Source organism: Klebsiella sp. PK18, assembly GCF_057784655.1.
The window spans coordinates 1,830,267-1,851,210 of sequence record NZ_CM173493.1 but is presented as its reverse complement, the minus strand read 5'-3'; the positions used below and the strand labels follow the sequence as shown (position 1 = coordinate 1,851,210).

General features: G+C 55.4%; 22 protein-coding genes and 2 tRNA genes. 7 read left to right on the top strand and 17 right to left on the bottom strand.

All coding sequences use genetic code 11. The features are described 5' to 3' along the window. Nucleotides 1–53: 53 nt before the first annotated feature. The 5 genes from sdiA to tcyJ all read right to left on the bottom strand — a co-directional run bounded on the left by sdiA (nucleotide 54) and on the right by tcyJ (nucleotide 4,410). The gene (gene sdiA, locus AC3EMD_RS08980; RefSeq protein WP_008804217.1) at nucleotides 54–776 is read right to left on the bottom strand and encodes a quorum-sensing transcriptional regulator SdiA; all 723 of its coding nucleotides are present in this window, start codon (nucleotides 774–776) and stop codon (nucleotides 54–56) included. 318 nt (nucleotides 777–1,094) lie between these two features. Next, on the bottom strand, nucleotides 1,095–1,847 hold the full coding sequence (gene tcyN, locus AC3EMD_RS08975; RefSeq protein WP_008804216.1) for an L-cystine ABC transporter ATP-binding protein TcyN: 753 nt from the start codon (nucleotides 1,845–1,847) through the stop codon (nucleotides 1,095–1,097). Continuing rightward, entirely contained in the window at nucleotides 1,844–2,512 is a 669-nt protein-coding gene (gene tcyL / locus AC3EMD_RS08970) for a cystine ABC transporter permease (protein WP_008804215.1), read from the bottom strand. Before tcyL ends, tcyN begins: the two co-directional genes overlap by 4 nt. A 15-nt stretch (nucleotides 2,513–2,527) precedes the next feature. Beyond that, nucleotides 2,528–3,514: a D-cysteine desulfhydrase gene (gene dcyD / locus AC3EMD_RS08965; RefSeq protein WP_008804214.1), complete on the bottom strand. Its 987-nt coding sequence runs from the start codon at nucleotides 3,512–3,514 to the stop codon at nucleotides 2,528–2,530. Between the two features lie 95 nt (nucleotides 3,515–3,609). Next, on the bottom strand, nucleotides 3,610–4,410 hold the full coding sequence (gene tcyJ, locus AC3EMD_RS08960; protein WP_008804213.1) for a cystine ABC transporter substrate-binding protein: 801 nt from the start codon (nucleotides 4,408–4,410) through the stop codon (nucleotides 3,610–3,612). Nucleotides 4,411–4,610: 200 nt separating this feature from the next. On the opposite strand from tcyJ, the gene amyA reads away from it, so the two are divergent. Beyond that, nucleotides 4,611–6,098, top strand: a complete 1,488-nt coding sequence (amyA, locus tag AC3EMD_RS08955; protein ID WP_008804212.1) for an alpha-amylase — start codon at nucleotides 4,611–4,613, stop codon at nucleotides 6,096–6,098. Nucleotides 6,099–6,144: 46 nt separating this feature from the next. On the opposite strand, the gene yedD is transcribed toward amyA, so the two are convergent. Further along, nucleotides 6,145–6,579, bottom strand: coding sequence for a lipoprotein YedD (gene yedD, locus AC3EMD_RS08950; protein WP_074423851.1), 435 nt, complete (start codon nucleotides 6,577–6,579; stop codon nucleotides 6,145–6,147). 371 nt (nucleotides 6,580–6,950) lie between these two features. On the opposite strand from yedD, the gene rcsA reads away from it, so the two are divergent. Then, nucleotides 6,951–7,574 (top strand): transcriptional regulator RcsA, encoded by a 624-nt coding sequence (rcsA, locus tag AC3EMD_RS08945; RefSeq protein ID WP_008804210.1) that lies wholly within the window; start codon nucleotides 6,951–6,953, stop codon nucleotides 7,572–7,574. A 32-nt stretch (nucleotides 7,575–7,606) separates the two neighbouring features. Here rcsA and dsrB read toward each other — a convergent pair whose 3' ends face one another. Beyond that, a complete protein-coding gene (gene dsrB, locus AC3EMD_RS08940) occupies nucleotides 7,607–7,798 on the bottom strand; it encodes a protein DsrB (protein ID WP_012541227.1) in 192 nt (63 codons plus the stop codon). 133 nt (nucleotides 7,799–7,931) lie between these two features. Here dsrB and AC3EMD_RS08935 point away from each other — a divergent pair, with 133 nt between their 5' ends. After that, a complete protein-coding gene (locus tag AC3EMD_RS08935; RefSeq protein WP_032691215.1) occupies nucleotides 7,932–8,153 on the top strand; it encodes a YodD family protein in 222 nt (73 codons plus the stop codon). A gap of 299 nt (nucleotides 8,154–8,452) precedes the next feature. On the opposite strand, the gene dgcQ is transcribed toward AC3EMD_RS08935, so the two are convergent. Both dgcQ and AC3EMD_RS08925 read right to left on the bottom strand, forming a co-directional pair. Beyond that, nucleotides 8,453–10,132, bottom strand: a complete 1,680-nt coding sequence (dgcQ, locus tag AC3EMD_RS08930) for a cellulose biosynthesis regulator diguanylate cyclase DgcQ (RefSeq protein WP_038422733.1) — start codon at nucleotides 10,130–10,132, stop codon at nucleotides 8,453–8,455. A gap of 115 nt (nucleotides 10,133–10,247) precedes the next feature. Then, the gene (locus tag AC3EMD_RS08925) at nucleotides 10,248–11,159 is read right to left on the bottom strand and encodes a DUF808 domain-containing protein (protein ID WP_008804206.1); all 912 of its coding nucleotides are present in this window, start codon (nucleotides 11,157–11,159) and stop codon (nucleotides 10,248–10,250) included. Nucleotides 11,160–11,341: 182 nt separating this feature from the next. Between AC3EMD_RS08925 and yedA the strand changes: the two genes are divergently transcribed. After that, nucleotides 11,342–12,253, top strand: coding sequence for a drug/metabolite exporter YedA (gene yedA / locus AC3EMD_RS08920; RefSeq protein ID WP_008804205.1), 912 nt, complete (start codon nucleotides 11,342–11,344; stop codon nucleotides 12,251–12,253). Here yedA and AC3EMD_RS08915 read toward each other — a convergent pair. The 4 genes from AC3EMD_RS08915 to drpB all read right to left on the bottom strand — a co-directional run bounded on the left by AC3EMD_RS08915 (nucleotide 12,228) and on the right by drpB (nucleotide 15,211). Next, entirely contained in the window at nucleotides 12,228–12,722 is a 495-nt protein-coding gene (locus AC3EMD_RS08915; protein WP_008804204.1) for a very short patch repair endonuclease, read from the bottom strand. The genes yedA and AC3EMD_RS08915 overlap by 26 nt on opposite strands. Then, a complete protein-coding gene (locus tag AC3EMD_RS08910) occupies nucleotides 12,703–14,103 on the bottom strand; it encodes a DNA cytosine methyltransferase (RefSeq protein WP_302074181.1) in 1,401 nt (466 codons plus the stop codon). The genes AC3EMD_RS08915 and AC3EMD_RS08910 overlap by 20 nt, the downstream gene beginning before the upstream one ends. Nucleotides 14,104–14,179: 76 nt before the next feature. Continuing rightward, a complete protein-coding gene (locus AC3EMD_RS08905) occupies nucleotides 14,180–14,887 on the bottom strand; it encodes a phosphohydrolase (protein WP_022065155.1) in 708 nt (235 codons plus the stop codon). A gap of 42 nt (nucleotides 14,888–14,929) precedes the next feature. Continuing rightward, nucleotides 14,930–15,211, bottom strand: a complete 282-nt coding sequence (drpB, locus tag AC3EMD_RS08900) for a cell division protein DrpB (RefSeq protein WP_008804201.1) — start codon at nucleotides 15,209–15,211, stop codon at nucleotides 14,930–14,932. 538 nt (nucleotides 15,212–15,749) lie between these two features. Here drpB and ompC point away from each other — a divergent pair. After that, nucleotides 15,750–16,895: a porin OmpC gene (gene ompC / locus AC3EMD_RS08895; RefSeq protein ID WP_008804200.1), complete on the top strand. Its 1,146-nt coding sequence runs from the start codon at nucleotides 15,750–15,752 to the stop codon at nucleotides 16,893–16,895. 274 nt (nucleotides 16,896–17,169) lie between these two features. Here ompC and AC3EMD_RS08890 read toward each other — a convergent pair. Further along, nucleotides 17,170–17,259: transfer RNA gene (locus AC3EMD_RS08890), tRNA-Ser, on the bottom strand. Nucleotides 17,260–17,349: 90 nt separating this feature from the next. Here AC3EMD_RS08890 and mtfA point away from each other — a divergent pair. Together mtfA and AC3EMD_RS08880 are read left to right on the top strand one after the other, a co-directional pair. Continuing rightward, on the top strand, nucleotides 17,350–18,150 hold the full coding sequence (gene mtfA / locus AC3EMD_RS08885; RefSeq protein ID WP_302074040.1) for a DgsA anti-repressor MtfA: 801 nt from the start codon (nucleotides 17,350–17,352) through the stop codon (nucleotides 18,148–18,150). 100 nt (nucleotides 18,151–18,250) lie between these two features. Further along, nucleotides 18,251–18,326: transfer RNA gene (locus tag AC3EMD_RS08880), tRNA-Asn, on the top strand. A 90-nt stretch (nucleotides 18,327–18,416) separates the two neighbouring features. Here the strand turns inward: AC3EMD_RS08880 and AC3EMD_RS08875 are convergent. Genes AC3EMD_RS08875 through AC3EMD_RS08865 form a run of 3 tightly spaced genes read right to left on the bottom strand, consistent with a single transcriptional unit; the run spans nucleotide 18,417 to nucleotide 20,935 of the window. Further along, nucleotides 18,417–19,607, bottom strand: coding sequence for an ABC transporter substrate-binding protein (locus tag AC3EMD_RS08875; RefSeq protein ID WP_016161412.1), 1,191 nt, complete (start codon nucleotides 19,605–19,607; stop codon nucleotides 18,417–18,419). 4 nt (nucleotides 19,608–19,611) lie between these two features. Continuing rightward, a complete protein-coding gene (locus AC3EMD_RS08870; RefSeq protein WP_088717414.1) occupies nucleotides 19,612–20,634 on the bottom strand; it encodes a CobW family GTP-binding protein in 1,023 nt (340 codons plus the stop codon). After that, on the bottom strand, nucleotides 20,624–20,935 hold the full coding sequence (locus AC3EMD_RS08865) for a hypothetical protein (RefSeq protein ID WP_016161414.1): 312 nt from the start codon (nucleotides 20,933–20,935) through the stop codon (nucleotides 20,624–20,626). The genes AC3EMD_RS08870 and AC3EMD_RS08865 overlap by 11 nt, the downstream gene beginning before the upstream one ends. Nucleotides 20,936–20,944 lie beyond the last annotated feature (9 nt).

Below are 20,944 nucleotides of genomic sequence, written 5' to 3'. Positions count from 1 at the left end.
AAAGTATCCCTGACAGCCGGTGTCACGTCTGGCACGCAGAACGACAGGCGCTCTCAGATTAACCCTGTCGCCACCGCGTAACAGGCTATCTGCGTTTTGTTCGGCGCATTGAATTTCCGTTGCATATTCTTCTGGTGGAAATTCACCGTATTTTCCGAAATAGAAAGAATCATCGCCACCTCCGCCGAGGTCTTCCCTTCCGCGGTCCATTTCAGAATTTCCAGTTCACGGCGGCTGAACTTCATCTCCGGCGGCATGACCATCTCATCTTCCAGACGCAGGAGCGCCAACAAGCTTAGCTCCGTCAGCATGCGCAGGCGCATCTCCAGTTCATCATCAGGATAAGAGCCCGGTAAACGGTTATTCGCGGAGACAGAGAGAAAACCCTGCGCATGGTTGGGCAACGTCAGGCACTGGGTCACCCCTTTTTTCAGACCATGATCGCGGGCGCCGTCCCATAATGCCGCCGCATCGCGAAACAGCCCATCCTCCCATGGCAGATGACCACGCATAAAATTCTCCGGGCGTAATACCGGATCTATCGCGAAATAATTCTCGGCCTGGTAGTGCGACATCCATGCGCGCGGATAGGTCGACTGGAAGGTGACGCGGGGGCGAGTGAAAGGCACCGGGTGGCGTACACAAAGCGTGTAGTAATCATATTCCAGCGCTTCGGTTTCTCGTTGCAGGAGATTATAAACCTCCTCACCAGCGGCCACGGACTGAAATTGATGCAGCATATCCCGCCGCCAGCTGAAAAAATCATTGTCCCTCATAGCTGTGCAAATAACTCCTGATTGATAATCATTATTATAAATACAGAAAACTAACACATAAATCTTATTTATATGTATAAAATATTGTCGGTGTCGCATTTATTAGTCTGAAGGCTTGCCTTTTTCCCGTTCTCAGCGCAGAACCTCGTGCTCACTTTCCCGTCATTTTCTACACCCTACAAGGGGGGATGGGAAGCGGTGTATACGGCCACAGGGAGAAATAGCACAAAGAGGTGACGAGGAGCGTGGCGCGCCGCAGGGAAGACAGGCTGTACGCGGCGGCCCTCCCCCGGGAAAGCCGCCACGTCAGCGCATGGTTTACTGCATCAGAAATTTTTCGAGGAACTGGCGAGTACGCGGCTGCTGCGGGGAGGCGAACAATGCTTTCGCTTCTCCCTGCTCGACAATGCGCCCTTGATCCATAAAGATGGCCCGATCGGCAACGTCGCGGGCGAAACTCATTTCATGGGTCACGATAACCATCGTGCGTTTCTCCTGCGCCAGCTGGCGGATGGTGTTGAGCACCTCCCCCACCAGCTCAGGATCGAGGGCCGAGGTTGGCTCATCAAACAGGATCACGTCCGGACGCATGGCCAGCGCGCGAGCAATAGCCACCCGCTGCTGCTGACCGCCGGAGAGGCGACGCGGATAGCTATTCTCTTTACCGCTGAGACCCACTTTCGCCAGCAGATCGCGCGCCCGCACAATCGACTCCTGCTTATCTTCACCTTTTACGATGACCGGCCCCTCAATAATGTTCTCCAGCACCGTACGGTGGGGAAACAGATTAAAGTTCTGGAAGACAAAGCCGACGTGCTGGCGCAGCTGGCGAATGAGTCCTTTCTGCGGCCCCAGGCTGCGACCGGCGTCGATGGTCACATCGCCAACGCGGATGGTGCCGCTCTCCGGTTGCTCCAGCAAGTTGATGCTGCGCAGCAGAGTGGTTTTACCCGAGCCGCTGGGGCCGATGATCGCCACAACTTCCCCTTTCTGTACCTCCAGGTCGATACCGTGGAGCACCGTCTGGCCATGGAATTTCTTCACCAGGCTTTTCACTTCTATCGCACTCATTTCGGATCACGCTCCTGGCGGTTCAGCTGGTTTTCAAAATAGTTCTGCAGCGAGGAGAGGACGGTCGCCATCACCCAGTAGATCAACGAGGCCGCGAGATACATGGTGAAGACCTCAAGGGTTCGCGAGGTGATAAGCTGCGCCTGACGGAACAGCTCTGGCACCTGGATCGTCGCCGCCAGCGAGGTATCTTTGACCAGGCTGATAAAACTGTTGGACAGCGGCGGCAAAGCGACCCGTGCCGCCTGGGGTAAGATGGCCCGGCGCATCGTCTGCCACGGCGTCATGCCGATACTGGCCGCCGCTTCCCATTGCCCTTTGTCGATCGAGGCGATGGCCGCGCGCAGGGTTTCCGCCGCGTAGGCCGCCGTATTGAGCGACAGGCCGATCATCGCCGCCGGAATCGGGTCAAGCTCGATGCCAAACTGCGGCAAGCCGTAGTAGATCATAAACAGCTGGGCGATAAGCGGCGTGCCGCGAAAAATGGAAATATACATGCGCGCCAGCCATTTTACCGGCCAGAGGGGCGACATGCGCATCAGCGCCAGGATAAAGCCCAGCACCAGGCCGAAAAACATCCCGCCAATGCTCAGCTGCAGCGTAAAGACGGCCCCTTTGAGCAGAAAAGGAGCGGAATCGATGACCAGTTGGATACTTTCTTGCATGCTGTCGTTTCTGTATTAAAGGTGAGGATGATAGGCAAACAGCGCCGGCGCCCCGCCGGTATGGACGAACAAAATCGGTCCTTCATCCTTAAAACGCTTCTGCGTAATGCCGTCGATAAGCCCGGCCATCGCTTTGCCGGTATAGACCGGATCGAGCAAAATACCTTCCAGTTGCGCCAGTAGCTTCACGGCGGCCATGCCTTCCTCGTTCGGCGTACCGTAGCCCGGGGCAAAGTAATCATCCCACAGCATGATATCGGCTTTCGCCTGCAGCTCGAGGCTGTTGGCCACGGCCTGCTGCAGCGCCACCACTTTTGGCAGCTGGTCAGCGACGGAGCGCGATACCGTCACGCCAATCAGTTCCGCCTGCGGCATCAGCTGTTCGAGTCCCACAGCCAGCCCGGCATGCGTACCGGCGCTACCGGAAGCCACCACCACCGATGAGATCTCCACCGCGCCTTCACACTGCTGGGCGATTTCCAGCGCGCTTTCCACATAGCCTAACGCCCCGAGCGCATTGGATCCGCCGACCGGGATGACGTAGGGGCGATAGCCCTGCGCCTCGATGCGGGTCGCCAGCTCGTCGAGCTGTTCTGCAGGATTGGTCAGGGCATCGCACATCTCAACCTGGGTATTAAACAGATCCAGCAGCAGGCGGTTGCCATTGCTCAGATAGTTCTCCGCCCCGGTGCCAATGGGGTTTTCCAGTAGCGCCACGCAGTGCAGCCCCAGCTTCGCGGCGACCGCCGCCGTCTGACGCACATGGTTGGACTGGATCGCGCCGGCGGTGATTAAGGTATCTGCCCCTTCCCGCAGCGCATCGGCGGCGAGAAACTCCAGCTTGCGCAGTTTATTGCCTCCCATCGCCAGCGGCGTTGTATCATCGCGTTTGATAAAAATCTCGCGCCCAAGGTGATCGGACAAACGCGGCAGATACTCCAGCGGCGTCGGCGCGCCAATCAATTCCAGACGCGGAAAGCGGGTTAAATTTTGCAGTGACATGGCCCCTCCTGACTCAGTTATGCTTCATTATGCACACAGTTACGCGCTAAATAAAAAAAGGCGCTTCCAGGAGCGCCTTTTTTCACCACTGACCGTTATTTCGTCACGTCAGCGCCAAACCATTTCTCTGACAGCGCCTTCAGGGTGCCATCTTTCTGCATATCCGCGATCGCGGCGTCAATCGCTTTCAGCAGATCGTCGTTGCCTTTGCGCAGCGCCACGCCGGCCTCCTGACGGGAGAATGCTTCACCGGTTACCGCCAGCGTATTGTTAGTTTTCTTCACCAGATCCAGCGCGGCCAGACGGTCAACCAGAATGGCGTCAATACGGCCTACACGCAGATCCTGGTATTTAGTCGGGTCATCATCATAGGTGCGAACATCAACGCCCTGGACGTTCTGACGCAGCCACTCTTCATAGTTAGTGCCCAGCCCGACGCCGACTTTCTTGCCTTTCAGATCCGCCGCGGTTTTAATCGCGCCTTCGTTACCTTTCTTCACCAGCGCCTGCACACCGGAGATAGTGTACGGGGTTGAGAAATCGTATTTCTTCTTACGCTCATCGGAGATAGTGACCTGGTTAATCACCACGTCAATGCGTTTGGAGTCCAGCGAGGCCAGCATACCGTCCCATTTGGTCGGTTTGAGATCGGCTTTCACGCCAAGATGTTTCGCCAGCTCGTTGGCAAACTCCACTTCAAATCCGGTCAGCTTGCCGTCATCGCCCTGGAAGCTGAAAGGAGGATAGGTGCCTTCGAGGCCCACGCGCAGGGTACCGCGCTCTTTAACCTGATTGAGCAGGTTTTCCGCTGCAAAAGTTTTCACGCTAACGCCAGCCATCAAAACAACGGCCATCGCGCCCATCAGCGCCTGACGACCCAGAAGTGCTAATTTCATAGATACCCCGAAGGTTAGGATTTTCCTGTAGTGTAAGGCGCTTAACGGCCCGGCACCAACATCGTTACGCTACATCTTATGCCAATTTATTATATATGATCCCGATTAGGGTATAGCGAAAATCAGGGCTTTCCTCTCCCGTTTTGCGGGATATCTCCCATACTGCAAAGGTCAGCCTGTTGACGTCTGGAGCATGGAAGATGAAAAACCCCACTTTGTTGCAATGTTTTCACTGGTACTACCCCGCCGGCGGCGAGCTATGGCGTGAAGTCGAAGCGCTGGCCCCCAGCCTGAATGAAATCGGCATCAATATGGTCTGGTTGCCGCCCGCCTATAAAGGCGCCTCGGGCGGTTATTCCGTCGGCTATGACACCTATGATCTCTTCGACCTTGGTGAGTTTGATCAAAAGGGTTCAGTCGCCACCAAATATGGCGATAAAGCGCAGCTGCTGGCGGCGATGAAGGCTCTGAAAGAGCATGATATCGCCGTGCTGCTGGATGTGGTGGTGAACCACAAAATGGGCGCCGATGAAAAAGAAACCCTGCAGGTGCAGCGCGTCGATGAGCACGATCGCACCCAGATTGCCGAGGAGATCATTGAGTGTGAGGCATGGACTCGCTATACCTTTCCGGTGCGGGCCGGGCAGTATTCGCAATTTGTCTGGGACTACAAATGCTTTAGCGGCATCGACCACATTGAGAATCCGACGGAAGACGGTGTGTTTAAAATCGTCAACGATTACACCGGTGAAGGCTGGAACGAGCAGGTCGACGATGAGCTTGGTAACTTCGACTACCTGATGGGCGCCAACATTGATTTTCGTAATCACGCCGTTACCGAGGAGATCAAATATTGGGCGCGCTGGGTCATGGAGCAGACCGGCTGCGATGGTTTTCGTCTTGACGCCGTGAAGCATATCCCCGCCTGGTTTTACAAAGCGTGGATCGAGCACGTCCAGGAGGTGGCGCCGCAGCCGCTGTTTATTGTCGCGGAGTATTGGTCCCATGAGGTGGAAAAGCTCCAGCAGTATATCGACCTGGTCGAGGGCAAGACGATGCTGTTCGATGCCCCGCTGCAGATGAAATTTCATGAAGCCTCACGCCAGGGGCGCGATTATGACATGAGCCAGATATTCAGCGGCACGCTGGTGGAAGCAGACCCTTTTCACGCCGTGACGCTGGTGACAAACCACGATACGCAGCCGCTGCAGGCCCTCGAGGCGCCGGTTGAACCCTGGTTCAAGCCGCTGGCCTATGCGCTGATCCTGCTGCGTGAAAATGGTGTGCCGTCGGTCTTTTATGCCGATCTTTTCGGCGCATCCTATGAAGATACCGGCGGCGATGGACAAACCTACGCCATTGAGATGCCCGTTATCGAACAACTGCATGAACTGATCGACGCCCGTCAGCGCTTTGCCCATGGCGTGCAAACGCTGTGGTTCGATCACCCCAACTGTATTGCCTTCAGCCGTAGCGGCACCGACGAGGATCCCGGCTGCGTGGTGGTGATGTCCAATGGCGATGAGGGAGAAAAAACCCTGACGCTGGGCGAGAACTATGGCAATAAACGCTGGCGGGATTTTCTCGGCAACCGGGAAGAGATTGTCGAAACCGACGCTGAGGGTAGCGCGATCTTTACCTGCAACGGGGGTAGCGTGAGCGTGTGGGTGATGGAAGCCGTGCTGTAGTCAGCTGGCGATGTACCTGGCGGGCCGGAACGGGCCCGCCGGAACCTCAGCGCACGGAAGCCGGCGCGCTGACGGCCCCTGTCGTACGCGCTTTGGCCCACGCCTTTTCACACTCAGGGGTGAGGCGTTCAACGCGAGTCAACGTCATACGATCGTAGGAGAGGGTATTGCCCTCACGCTCGATTGGATAGATATCCAGGGAAGCGGTAACGTTGTAGATCTGGTTATCGCGGTTCATCAGTTTACCCGGCTGCGCGATCACGCGCTGCCACTGGCGGCAGTCGAAGGTATCCCCTTCTTTAGTGACGATCAGGCTGGCGATCGCGTCAGGGCTCATCATTTCACTCTGCGGCCCTTTCGATTGCCAGTAGCCCTCAAGGCCAGCCGGCGCCGGTGCTTTAACGACGTCATCGTAATGATCAACCTGCACACATCCGGCCAGCGCCACCACCATGCCCGCAAAAACTAACTGTTTCATCATTCATCCCACAAGCCGATAAAAAAGTATTGTGGCATTAAAGCGTTAAGCCTTCCACCCCCGCTCCCGGCGGAAAAACCGGGCAAAACAGGAACGGGCAGCACCGCCTTCATTTGAAATAAGGAAATTCCGAAAATAAAATAATGTTTGGGGCGTAACCATAGCATCTATGGGCACTTTTTGTTTTTAATCCGCTCACACTACCGGTTCTCGACTTTACTTTAAGAGTTTTCCTGGCAAATTATATGCATAGATGCGGAATAGTTTAACGGAACTAATAGGTTCTTTCGTAAACCTACTATTACTGCTCGCAAGGACTGCTTCGCACAATGCGTGTGAAGAGAATATCGTTACGTGTTGATTGAGGATGGGTCATGTCAACGATGATTATGGATTTGTGCAGTTATACCCGGTTAGGCTTAACGGGTTATCTGACCAGTCGGGGAATAAAAAAACAGGAAATCGTTGAGGTCCATTGCGCGACAGATTTGCAAAAACATTGCGCGTCGTGTTGTCCGGCAGTGGTGTTTCTTAATGAAGACTGCTTCGTGCATGATGATGAAAGTAATGGCATTATTCGCCAGATCATTACGCAAAACCCGGCGACGCTGTTTGTTATCTTTATGTCGCTGGCAAACATTCATTTTGACCGCTATTTGCGGGTACGGAAAAACCTGCTGATCAGTTCGAAATCGATAACGCCAAAAGACCTTGATGTTATTCTGGTTAATTATCTAAAATACAAAAACAGTAGCCTGGGGCAATTAAATTTACCGACGTTGTCGCTGAGTAAAACAGAATCAAATATGCTGCAAATGTGGATGGCCGGGCACGGCACGTCACAAATTTCAACGCAAATGAACATCAAAGCGAAGACGGTATCATCGCATAAAGGCAATATTAAAAAGAAAATACAAACGCACAATAAGCAGGTGATTTACCATATCGTTCGACTGACCGAAAACGTAACGTCAGGTATTCAGGTGAATCTGCGTTGAAACAGACTGGCGGTAGTACCGCCAGTCCCGTTTTATGAGGCTTCTTTTTCGACGAAGATCCCATCCGGATGCCCTATTTCGTTGAAAAACCAGATCCCTAAAGGATAGTCTTCCAGCGAAACCAGATACATCGTCCCTTCACTAAACGACTCAATTGCCAGCACTACCCCCGATCGACGTGGGCCACCGTCGGTCTTCACCGTGACACGATCGTTCACCTGCATATTCACTCTCCTCTATTTTTCAGCCAGTGTAGAACAAAACCACGCAACTCGCAGCGTCGCGGCCCATGACTGGTGTTTTTTTAGACCGACTATACTTAAAGAGGCTTGAGCGACGCTCAGCGAGGGGGTAATGATGAAGAATCGATTGACTGGCCAGGCCGGAAATGACGTTGATGTCAACGTGGATGCGCTACTGGCAGCGATTAATGAGATTAGCGAAAGTGAAATCCATCGCACTCTGGACGACCCACAGCGCGCCAGCATTGATGGCCGCGGGTCACATACCTGGCGCGAACTGGCGGAGGCATTTGAGCTCGACATTCACGATTTCAGCGCCAGTGAAGTTAACCGCTAACGGCAGGCGAAAAAAATCCCGACTCGCAGGAGTCGGGATCAAACTTGCTAATGCAAGAAGCACTTGAAAATTCGTTACACCGGGAAATCCGATGCGTTAAAACATTATCCTCAATTATTTTGCATGACAAGCGATATTCATGACGCAAATTATTGAGAATGTTAGCGCTTTGCTTTGAGCAGGGCTGCAGGGCTGATGCGAGAAGGCTTCGCCGCAAACCGGTTTCATTCGATAGCGCGATCCCCGTCGAACACTTTAAGAAAAATCTCATTTCGCCTGATTCGGGCGAAACGTTTTGCTCACGCTTCGCTGCGAAAACAGACCTGATTGCGGCCGTTCTGCTTTGCCAGATAGAGACGACGATCGGCCACTGACTGTAAGGCTTCAAACTGATACTCCCCCTGCTCTTCGCTGGTACTGACCCCCAGCGAGGCACTGACCCGCAGCGTCACATTGTTATGTAAAAAGACCTCCCGGCCCTGAATTCGCAGGCGTAGCCGCTCTGCCACCGCCACCGCGTCCTGTAGTGTGGTATTCGGCAGCACGACACAAAACTCCTCCCCGCCCACGCGGCCCAGCAAGTCATCCTCACGAACGGTGCTGGCAAGGGTACTGGCCACCGTCGACAGCACTCTGTCACCCGCCTGATGGCCATAGCGATCGTTGATGCGCTTGAAGTGATCCAGATCGAGCTGGATCACCGACAGCGGCCGTCCACTGCGCTGGCAGGCGCTGGCTACCGCCATCGCCTGTTCAAACAGCGCCCCGCGATTGAGCAGACGGGTTAAGGCATCATGCCATGCCTGCCATTCAAGGGAGGTTTGCAGGACGCTCATATTGCGGACCATGCGGCGGATCACCAGCCAGGAGAGCAACAGCATCAAGGTGAAGAGGACCCACATCAGGGTCAGGGCGATGGTGATGGTGCCAAAATTGCCCCGCACGCCTTCCCGCAGGGTGTGGATCCGCAGCAACACGCCGTCAAAATTGCGCAGTTTGGCCCAGCTGATATAGCGCGTCAGCAAGCGCAGCCCCCCCTGGTTATCATGGACAAACGCGCGGCTGAGCAGTTCCTGTTCCCTGGGGGACAATAGCGTCAGGACATTCCCCGGCGCGGAAGAGGCCAGCAGGTTCAAATGGCTATCATAAAGCTGGTACTCCCCCTCCTGTCCGCCCTGCATGGCGCTGACCAAAAACGCTTTTATTTCACTGACCGAGAAATCCATCGCCAGCACCCCGCGCCAGTAACCGGCGAAATCCAGCGGTATCGAAGCGGTGACCACCTGCTCTTCCAGCTGCGGGTCATCGTCAGGAAAGGTTTGCCAGATAACGCCCCGCCCCGGATTATTCCGCTGGCTCTGTCGGGTAAACCAGAGGGCGCTGATGGCTTGCGAATAGTGGGTCATCACCTGCGACTCGTCCCGCAGCGGCAGGGTCGAGGTGAAAAAGCCGCTGCGAGAGATATACTGCATCCGCTCGGCGAAATCGCGGTCATGTTGCGTCAGATTCAACAGATACCCCAGCTCCAGCGTCGCCATCAACTCATCAGCCGCGAGCGGATCGTCCTTCAGCAGCATAGGGTTGTTACCGACGACGCTCCCCGAGACGCCAAACACCGGCAGCGTACGACGATTCGGCAGCGCCACTCGCCAGGCCTCCTGGTGACGCTGGCTCAGATAGCGCTGACTGGCACTACGCAATACGTCGATATCGAGCGGCTGCTCAAGAGCAGACTGCATGCCGTGGCGAAAAAACATCATCCGGTCAATATTGAACTGCAGCAACCCATCCATTTCATGGGCGACATTAGCCAGATTATTGCGCTGGTTGGCCACATAAGCCTCTTCCAGAACGTTGATTTCACGCCAGATCAGTAACGTGGAGAAAAAAAGCACCACAATAAAACAAACGTTAACCACATGCGCCGGGCGAGTCAGGTGGCGGAGCTTGTTTATCTTCAACCGAAGTGGCTTATCCATCATTATCTCGCAGTACGTTGCGCAAACCTGACGACATCAGCGCCCCGGCTGGTGTCGACGCCGGACGCGCTTTTAGCGTAGACGACGCAGCGCCGTCACGCTGCGTGCAGCCACTCTACTTCACCGACCGGCGCAAACTGCTCACCACTTTCACGCCCGCCAGCACCACTGCGCCAATGATAAAACCCAGCACCAGGTTGGCAATGACCGGCAGCAGGGAAGCCAATATCCCGCCCAGCCCCGCGCTCCAGTGCTCAATGGCATGATGCAGTGGCGCAATGCCGTGAACCACAATCCCGCCGCCGACAAGGAACATCGCCAGCGTCCCAACGATGGAGAGCACTTTCATCAGCCAGGGGGCTACCACTAACAATCCTTTGCCCAGCCATTGCGCCAGCGCAGCGCGTTTCTCTGCCAGCCAGTAGCCCATGTCGTCCAGCTTAACGATCACCCCCACCAGGCCATAGACCCCGATGGTGACCAGAATCGCGATCCCCGAGAGGATCAGGATCTGATTGAGCAGCGGCGCTTCCGCCACAATGCCGAGGGTGATGGCGACAATTTCCGCGGACAAAATAAAATCGGTGCGAATCGCCCCTTTCACTTTGTCACGCTCAAAGGCCAGCGGGTCACGTTCCGCCAGCGCCTGAAGACGCTGCTGCCGTTGCGCAGGGTCTTCCTTGTGCTTACGCGCCTCCAGGCTGTGAAGGACCTTCTCCACCCCTTCAAAACAGAGGAATGCGCCTCCCAGCATCAGCAACGGCGTAATCGCCCAGGGGATAAAAGCACTGATCAATAGCGCCAGCGGCACGAGGATCACTTTATTAATGAACGAACCTTTCGCCACGCCCCAGACGACCGGCAGTTCACGATTCGCTCGCACGCCGGTCACCTGCTGAGCATTGAGCGACAGATCGTCGCCCAATACCCCGGCTGTTTTTTTCGCCGCCAGCTTGCCCATCACGGAAATATCGTCCAGCAGCGTGGCGATATCATCGAGTAACGTTAAAAGACTACTTCCTGCCAAAATAATTTCCTTCTCTTTTCATCAATGTCTCCTTCGAGTATGCGTTAAAAAACGGCCGGTGCCCAAGGTACAATTAGTCAATATAAATTTAACAAACTCGCGCAAATTAAGCGCTCGCCAGCGCGATAGTTTTCACGTTTACTATATGTCCCCTTTCTATCTCTGCACCGTCGTGAGGAAGTATGTCTACCCGTCAGCTGTTACCGCTTATCGGGGCGCTGTTTGCGCTGTATATCATTTGGGGCTCTACCTATTTTGCCATCGCCGTCGGCGTCGCCAGCTGGCCGCCGCTGATGATGGCCGGTATTCGCTTTCTCTCTGCCGGCGTGCTACTGCTGGGCTGGCTGCTGGCCACCGGCCATAAGCTGCCAGCCCGCCGGCCGCTGCTTAACGCCGCGCTGATCGGGGTCTTGCTGCTTGCCGTCGGCAACGGCTTCGTCACTCTCGCCGAACATCAGCACGTTCCGTCAGGGATCGCGGCGGTGATGGTCGCCACCGTGCCGCTGTTCACGCTATGTTTCAGCCGCTTTTTCGGCATCGCCACCCGTAAACTGGAGTGGCTGGGCATTGCCATTGGCCTGGCAGGTATCGTCATGCTCAACAGCGGTGGCAACCTGAACGGCAACCCCTGGGGCGCGCTGCTGATCCTGATTGGTTCGCTAAGCTGGGCGTTCGGCTCGGTTTACGGGTCGCGGATTGAGCTGCCGACCGGCATGATGGCGGGAGCTATCGAGATGCTCGCCGCCGGGATCGTCCTGCTGGTCTCGTCATGGCTGACCGGTGAGACGTTAACCCATGTCCCCTCGTGGTCCGGGATCGCCGCCCTGGCCTACCTGGCTATCTTTGGCTCGCTAATCGCCATCAACGCCTACATGTTTTTGATCCGCAACGTCACCCCGGCGGTAGCCACCAGCTATGCCTATGTTAACCCGGTGGTGGCCGTCTTGCTCGGTACCGGGTTTGGCGGTGAAAGCCTGTCGCTCATTGAATGGCTGGCGCTGGCAGTGATTATTTTCGCCGTAGTGCTGGTGACGCTGGGAAAATATCTCTTCCCCGCCCGCAGCGAAGCTACTCCTTGCAAGGCGGCGAAGTAAACGCCAGCTCGCGGATCCCCTGCGTATCGATCTGCGCGTCGTGCCCGGCGCCGCAGATCCACTCTTCCAGACGCTCGGTGAGCGCCTCATCATTTAGTTTCAACCGGCCGCGCAGGGCGCATTCCCAGATGATAAGCACCCGCCAGCCCTGCTCAGCCAGCTGTTGCCGGTCGCGGGCGTCACGCGCCACGTTGCCAGCGATTTTATCCAGCCAGAAAGCCGTCCGGGTGGCCGGCACCTTAAACAGATAACAGTCATGGTGATGCCAGAAACAGCCGTGAGTAAAGATAACGCAGCGGTAGTCGGGTAAGGCGAAATCGGGGCGTCCTGGCAGCGCGCGATCCTGGGCGACAAAGGTGAATCCCGCCCCGGTCAGCAGCGCCGCTATCCGCTTTTCAATCGCCGTATCGCGCGTGGCGATAGCCCGCATATTTTTACTGCGCGTGGCTTTATCGTGAACATCCGCCATCGTTATCATCCGCTTCGCGACGCGCCACCGCCTGGGCGATACGTGGCGCCAGGAGCTTCGCCACCGCGGCGAAGACCGGAACCACCACCGAGTTGCCGAACTGACGATAGGCCTGGGTATCCGACACTGGAATGCGGAACCGTGAACCCTGGGGCGATTCAAAGCCCATCAGCCGGGCGCATTCGCGCGGCGTCAACCGGCGAGGCCGCCGCTGTTGGTTCTGTGGATCGTCAAAATGCTGCTCGCCCAACGGCCGGTCCCAGCCGCGGTCGACGAGAATTTCGGCACCGTCTTTATAGTAGCGGGCAGAGAGTGTTCGAGCCACGCTGTGGGGATTACCGGGGTCTACCAGGCCATAACCAAAGCCATTACCCCGCGCCTGATGCTTGCGGGCATAACGATAGAGATATTTCCACAACACCGGCGTAAGGATAAATTTGGCATCCACCGTCGGCTCCAGCAGCTCGCCAAACGTCGGCCGCACCGCCGGATAGAGCGCAGCGATATCGCGCAGCGTAAATCCTTCATGCAGCTGCAGGTCGCGGCGGAAACCCACCAGCACGATGCGCTCCCGGTGCTGTGGTAAGAAATGGCGCCCGTCGATGACCTTAGGGTCATCCGGCCCGGTATACCCGGCATCGGCCACCTCATACCCCAGCTCATCCAGCGTCTGCATGATGATGCGGAAGGTGCGCCCCTGATCGTGGCTTTTGAGGTTTTTGACATTCTCCAGCACAAAAATCGCCGGCTGACGCGCGGCGATAATTCTCACGACATCAAAAAATAGCGTCCCCTGGGTTTCGCAGGCAAAGCCGTGCGCGCGCCCCATGGCATTTTTTTTGGAGACGCCAGCGAGTGAGAAAGGCTGGCAGGGAAAGCCGGCCAGCAAGACATCATGCTGAGGAATCGTCTCGCGGATATGCTGCGCCGCTTCTTCATCGCTGACATCGGGGCGGTGGCTGAGCGTGACATCGCGGATATCTTCATTAAAACGATGCTGTTGCGGATCACAGTACCAGTTGGCCTTGTAGGTACGCACCGCGTGCTTGTTCCACTCGCTGGTAAAGACGCACTGCCCGCCGATGGCTTCAAAACCGTTGCGGATCCCGCCGATACCGGCAAACAAATCGACAAAGCGGAACGCATAATGCGGGTGATGAGCTGGCGGCGCCGGCAGCAGCGTCGCCAGATGGGCGATCTCCTGCGGACGCAAACGCCCCGCCGCGCGGGAGAGCGCCGCCACGCGCTTGAGGATCGCCGCGCTCCAGTGCTGTTCGCCGACGCTTACCAGTTCGGCGACCAGCGTTTTCACATCATAGATCGTCATCAGCTGACGCAGCAGCGCCTGAGCCTCTTCCCCGGCCTGCTCAGCCAGCGGCAACGACCTGTTTTCCTTAATTAACTTTTGCGGCATATCCTCAACCAGCGCGGACGATTTTTGCAGAGAGTACCATAAATCACCGGTCGGTTGACGCCTGCGGTGCAAAGCGGCGTAAAACCGCTTCATCCAGCGCCAGCGGCTCCCCCTGCAGCTCCGCGCTAAGCTTGGCCATAAATTCGACGAGGAAGCGGGCATTGTGCTGCGCCATCTCTTTTCCTCTGGCCGTCTGCATGGTCTCCGGCAGGCGCAGGAGTTTGCACTGGAAATGATCGAGGGCATATTGGCGGTCATCCAGCGCCCGCCGGTCAGCAAATGGATCTTCAGCATCAAACAAGATGGTATTCAGGGCGCCGGCGACGGCGAAGACCCGCGCCAGGCCAATCGCCCCCAGCGACTCAAGACGGTCGGCATCCTGGACGATTTTCGCCTCCAGCGTGCGCGGCGGGATCGCCGCGCTGAAGCTGTGTGCCTCGATGGCATGACTGACCGCCGCGTAACGCTCCGCGGGAAAATCGGCAAATGACGACTGTAGAATAGCGAGGGTTTTCTCAGCGGCCATCATCGAGGAACGGCTTCGCTCCGGATGATTCTTCGGCAAGCTGACGATGTCATGAAAATAGCAGGCCGTGAGGAGTACCAGTCGGTCGACCTCCTCCCCGGCGGCCAGCTGGGTAGCCGTGGCCCAGACGCGACGAAAATGGGACAGATCGTGTGCGGCATCATCCTGCGCGTGGTGCGTCAGTATCCAGTGCTCATATCGTTGCTGCCAGTCAACCAGGTTCATAGGCTTTCCTTTATGTGAAGGTCAGCCTCGAGCATAGCAACTTTACCGCTGATGATCCCGCTCGCCGCGAGACGGCCGGGTATACCAGACAACCGCCCCGAGGATCGCGCCAATGCCCGCAAGGACTAACATCCCCAACAGCGCGCCAAGCCATTTTCCCGCCGTGGTTCCCAAATCGCCCTCCACGCTGGCGCCGGGAACGCTGTGAATTTTTCCGACCACCCACCAGTAACGCACGATGACCCAGACACAATATCCGCAAAAAGCATACAACGCCCATAACGCGAGCTTCCCTCCGGGGCTGCGTTTTGCCTGCTCTTCCATCTCATTCCTCTCCGTGACACAACACACTACCGCCACTCAAAACGTGACAAGCATCACATTATACCGCCAACCTGCGCAGCAGGCAGCAGTTTCATCCCCATCTTCTGCGTCAACCTGCGACTTATGCTGCCGGTGAGCGGGCGCTGGAGTGTTTTATTTATTCTTCTCCCCATGCGAAAAGTTTATTCCGGCGCGGGAGATCGCGTGTTGTATTGATAATCTATTGACTATTTTTGCCGGCCAAAAAGCAATTTTCGTGATGAATGATGTCTTGATGTTAATTCATACAACTCATTTCATTAAGTTAACAAAATCAATCAAACCAAGTCATATCCCATTGCTATATAACAAAATAATACTCCACCAAAAATTATTCATAAACAATATAAAGAACCAAATTGAAATAAATTGAAATGTTTTATATTATTTATTTACATCTTTTATTTTAAATAAAAATGAACTTAGTCGTTAGTATCTGATAGTCATTCCGGAGGGATTGTCATAATTCATAGAAATTATTATTAAAAGGGAATATATAATGAAAAGAAAAGTACTGGCACTCATGGTACCGGCATTATTAATGGCCAATGCCGTTAATGCCGCGGAAATCTATAACAACAACGGCAACAAACTGGACCTTTACGGAAAAGTCGACGGCCTGCACTACTTCTCTGACGACACTTCAGAGGATGGCGATCAGACCTATGCTCGCTTTGGTATAAAAGGCGAAACGCAGATCGCTTCCGAGTTAACCGGCTACGGTCAGTGGGAATACAACATTCAGGCAAATACCACTGAAAAAGAAGGCGCAAACTCCTGGACCCGTCTGGCCTTCGCTGGTCTGAAGTTTGCCGACTACGGCTCACTGGACTACGGTCGTAACTACGGCGTGGTGTACGACATTGAATCCTGGACCGATATGCTGCCGGAATTCGGCGGCGATACCTACACCCAGACCGACGTTTACATGACCGGCCGTACCAACGGCGTGGCAACCTACCGTAACAGCGACTTCTTCGGCCTCGTCGACGGTCTGCATTTCGCTCTGCAGTATCAGGGTAATAATGAAAACGCCGGTTCTGGCGAAGGCACTAATAACGGCGGCAAACGTAAACTGGCGCGGGAAAATGGCGACGGTTTCGGTATCTCCAGCTACTACGATCTTGATATGGGGATCAGCGTAGGGGCAGCGTATTCGTCTTCTGACCGTACCCATAACCAGCTGGCAGAGGCTCGTAGCAGCCAGCGCTACGCCAATGGCGATAAAGCTGACGCCTGGACCGTCGGCGCGAAATATGACGCCAACAACATCTATCTGGCCGCCATGTATGCTGAAACCCGCAACATGACCTTCTACGGCAACGATAGTTTTGGTGGGATTGCCAACAAAACGCAGAACTTCGAAGTGGTCGCGCAGTATCAGTTTGACGACTTTAATTTACCGCTGCGTCCGTCTGTCGCCTATCTGCAGTCGAAGGGTAAAGATCTCTACACCTATTCTCGCTACGGCGACAAGGATCTGGTCAAGTATGTCGACGTGGGCATGACCTACTACTTCAACAAAAATATGTCCACCTATGTGGATTACAAAATCAACCTGCTGGATGAAGACGACCGCTTCTACAAAAACAGCGGTATCGCGACCGATGACATCGTCGCCCTCGGCCTGGTCTATCAGTTCTGATCCCCGTCAAAGCCCGCGTTCAGCGGGCTTTTTGATGTTCCCGCTCCGTTGAGATCACTCTTTTCGACATTGCCGCTTTCCAGGCGTACCTTCCCTCTTTATGATGCGTTTAAGCTCGTTCGGGCAAAAAGCGGCGATAAGGTCCTAAAAGGATAAAGCGCGCTACCGCGTCTCTACGCTGAAACCAGGACGATGATGATGGCGATACCCCAGCGCAGGCGTTATACCTGAAGCTAACGGTGTGATTGAAGGGGAATGGTCATTAAGAGAAAAGTGGCGGAGAGAGGGGGATTTGAACCCCCGGTAGAGTTGCCCCTACTCCGGTTTTCGAGACCGGTCCGTTCAGCCGCTCCGGCATCTCTCCGCTGTTGTGGTTGCTATAATGCCAGGATCTTTGGCATTTTAATAGCTCCCGTTTCGGTAATCGTGTTCAAGTGACGACTTTGCGAGCAATATGATGTTTAAATGGCCCTGGAAAGCAGATGATGAGTCCGGCAACGCAGAGATGCCCTGGGAGCAAGCGCTTGCCATTCCGGTTTTAGCTCATCTTTCTCCCACTGAGCAGCGCAAGCTTACTCAGTTGGCTGCCCGTTTCTTACAGCAAAAACGTCTAGTGGCGCTGCAGGGGCTGGAGCTCACCCCGCTGCATCAGGCACGCATTGCCCTGCTCTTTTGTCTGCCAGTGCTTGAGCTGGGAATAGAGTGGCTGGACGGTTTCCATGAAGTGCTGATCTACCCAGTCCCGTTCGTCGTGGATGATGAATGGGAAGATGATATTGGTCTGGTCCATAACCAGCGAGTGGTGCAATCGGGACAAAGCTGGCAGCAGGGGCCTGTAGTGCTGAACTGGCTGGATATTCAGGACTCCTTTGATGCGTCAGGCTTTAACCTCGTGGTGCACGAGGTGGCGCATAAGCTGGATGCGAGGAATGGCGATCGGGCCAGCGGCGTGCCGCTTATCCCATTACGCGAGGTTGCCGGCTGGGAGCACGATCTCCACGCGGCAATGAACAATATTCAGGATGAGATAGACCTGGTGGGGGAAAGCGCCGCCAGCATTGACGCCTATGCCGCCACCGACCCCGCGGAGTGCTTTGCCGTCCTCTCGGAATATTTTTTCAGCGCGCCCGAGTTGTTCGCGCCCCGCTTCCCCGCCCTGTGGCAGCGTTTTTGCCACTTCTACCAGCAGGATCCGCTGCAGCGGATACGTGAGAATGGCCTGCAGGATGAAGACAATCGGCGCATTGTTCACTAAAACAACGCCTTGAGCTAAATTTAGCCAGTTGAATCAGCAAGTTAATTTTAGTGTTGACACAAAAATGCGAGGCCAGTAGTATGCGCCTCGTTCACACGATTCCTCTGTAGTTCAGTCGGTAGAACGGCGGACTGTTAATCCGTATGTCACTGGTTCGAGTCCAGTCAGAGGAGCCAAATTTAAAAAAGCCTGCTTTCGAGCAGGCTTTTTGCTTTTTAGCTTCCGTCAGGTCTGCCTCAGTTCTGTCCGGCCCAGCCGCATAAGAGCTAGCGGCGCATCAGCGCCTCCTGCCAGCGTCGCGTCAGATAGTTATGTTCATCCATCACCGAATTCCATACCGCAATATGTCCCATCCGCTGCTCGTAGCTTCCACCATCCCGACGCTCACCCGCAGGAATAAGCGGCGCGCCAGAGGCATCGAGGAGTAATTCAGCTGCCGGTTTTCCTGCATACCAATAGTCCCATTCGGCCTGAGACAGAAAAGCGCGGCTTCGCTGAGGGTTGGAAATATAATACCCCTGCCGGGCCATTACTGCGCCGGGCCAACCAGACTGCCACCAGTTAAGGTAATCATAGGCCGCTTCTTTTACCTTCCCAGTCACGCAGCGAGACAGCGACATGCCGCCATACCACGCCCGATAGCCTTCACGTGGGCGCGCCATTTTATAGCCTCGCTGATGGAAATGGTGCCGGAAATAGATGGGAGCCCATAAGCTCTGGACCTCAACGCATCGATTATCGATTAAATCGCATGCCTGCTCCTGGGACGACCAGAATGCGGCAAAGTGTCCCTGGCGATTAAGATGGGCTAATCCTTGTGTCAAAACATCGATCTCTTCCAACGTCAAATTGCCAATATCGGCAAACTGCGCCATCCCCGCGCCCTGCATGGCCAGAGCGGCATCGATCCCTCCCATAGCTGCATCCTCTTGCAGGGCGACCGCGCCAGTAAGCGCGCTATGCAGCAACCATCCCCAACTCTCTTCTTCCTGCTGAAGCGCCTCGGGAAGACGGTCGACATGATAAGCAAAGCTATCGGCATTATGCGTCAATGGCAGCATGCTGATGAGATCGCTCGGCTGGCTGCTTAAATGGCGATCCCGTTGAACGTACAAGCGCTGGGACGGTACGCTGCCATCGGCCACAACGCCGTTCAGGGTGCCCTGCTTCGCCAGTTCGTTCACCTCGTCCCAATATTTCAGCCGCTTCACCTCCAGCGGCTGAATAGCACGGGCCGGCCAGACAAAATCGATATTATGAAACCACTGGTCATAGAGATCGTAACTGTCAGGCTGCATAACCGCGATGCGCTGGGCATCTTCCACGCTATGCAGCAGGTATTCGATCTTAATCCCCAGCTCCTGCTCAGCGCGAACACGCAATATCTCCAGTAATGTCACCGACGTGCCCAACACCCGAAGCGTTAATGGAGGAGAAATAATCGCCGCAGAACTCATCCCTTCAGGACTCCTGTAATACTTGCATAAAGCGGCTAAAGGCCTGCTGCAAGCGATGCGCCTCCAGTCCACGTAAGATAAATACCAACGTTGAATGGCTTAAGGCTCCTGGCCAGTCATCCAAATGCACCGGAGGATGCAACGTGTGCTGTACACCATGAATAACCACCGGAGTCTCACTGTCGCTTACACGCAAAATGCCTTTCATTCTCAGCACCGCGTTACCATGGCAATGTAATAGCATGGATAACCAGATAGCAAAAGCGGGCCAGTTTAACGACTGCTCAAGCGAAATCACGCATGTTTCTGTCGTGGGATGCGCCCCGCCATCGCGCTTTGGCACCAACGAAAACGTGTTGTCAGCACATGACCCTAACCAGCGGAACCGCTGTTCATAAGAGCCGCGAAATACTTCACTTCGGAACAGCCAGTCCGGGGTATCCTGCGCCAGCCGCGTAGTGCTCACTTCCGCCAGCGGATTAAGCTGACGCAGCCACTGCTCGAGCGTCACCGTCTCCTCGGGGGCAACGCGATCGCTTTTACTCACCAGCAGTTTGTCCGCCGCCGTCACCTGCGCAAGCCACTCGGGCTGAAGATCGGCTTGACGGTGGGCATGTTCCGCATCGACGAGTGTGACCAGCGTCCCTGGCGTGAAATGGCTCTGCAACTGACGATCGTGGAGAAGTGTCGATAAGATGGGAGCCGGATCGGCCAGCCCGCTGGTTTCCAGAACAACGTAGCGAAACGCCGGGATCAGGCCGCGCGCCCGCCGTTCATAAAGCGCCAGCAGAGCGGCCTGCAATTCCCCACGAATCTGACAGCATACGCAACCGCTCGGCAATAACACAGTATCCGGCGCGACTGCGTGAAGCAGATGATGGTCGATCCCCACCTCGCCAAACTCATTCACCAGCAGAGCAATATCGTTCACGTTCTGCCGGGCGAGCCAGTTTTTCAGCAGCGTTGTTTTACCGCTACCCAGGAACCCGCTCAGCACATGGAGGGGTAATTTCTCTTCAGCAGGCATCGTTTTCCCCTTTGGCCTCAAGCGAGGCTAACCAGGCATCATCGAGCGGATCGATCGCCTGATGCAGCATGTTCTCGGCTTCTTTCCACAACCGATCCAGGGAGTGGACCAGCACCTGTTGTCCCGTCGGGCTGGCCAGTAGCCATTGACCATGAAACTCCGTCAGCGAGAGGCGCCAGGGCTTCAGCGTACGGTTTAGTAATGCCAGCTGCCGCAGACGCAGCTGGCGTAGGGGAATATCCTGCCGCAGCGGATCGCTCCACTGCGGCCCGTTATCAAGCAGGCCGCACACTCCGCACATCATCCACTC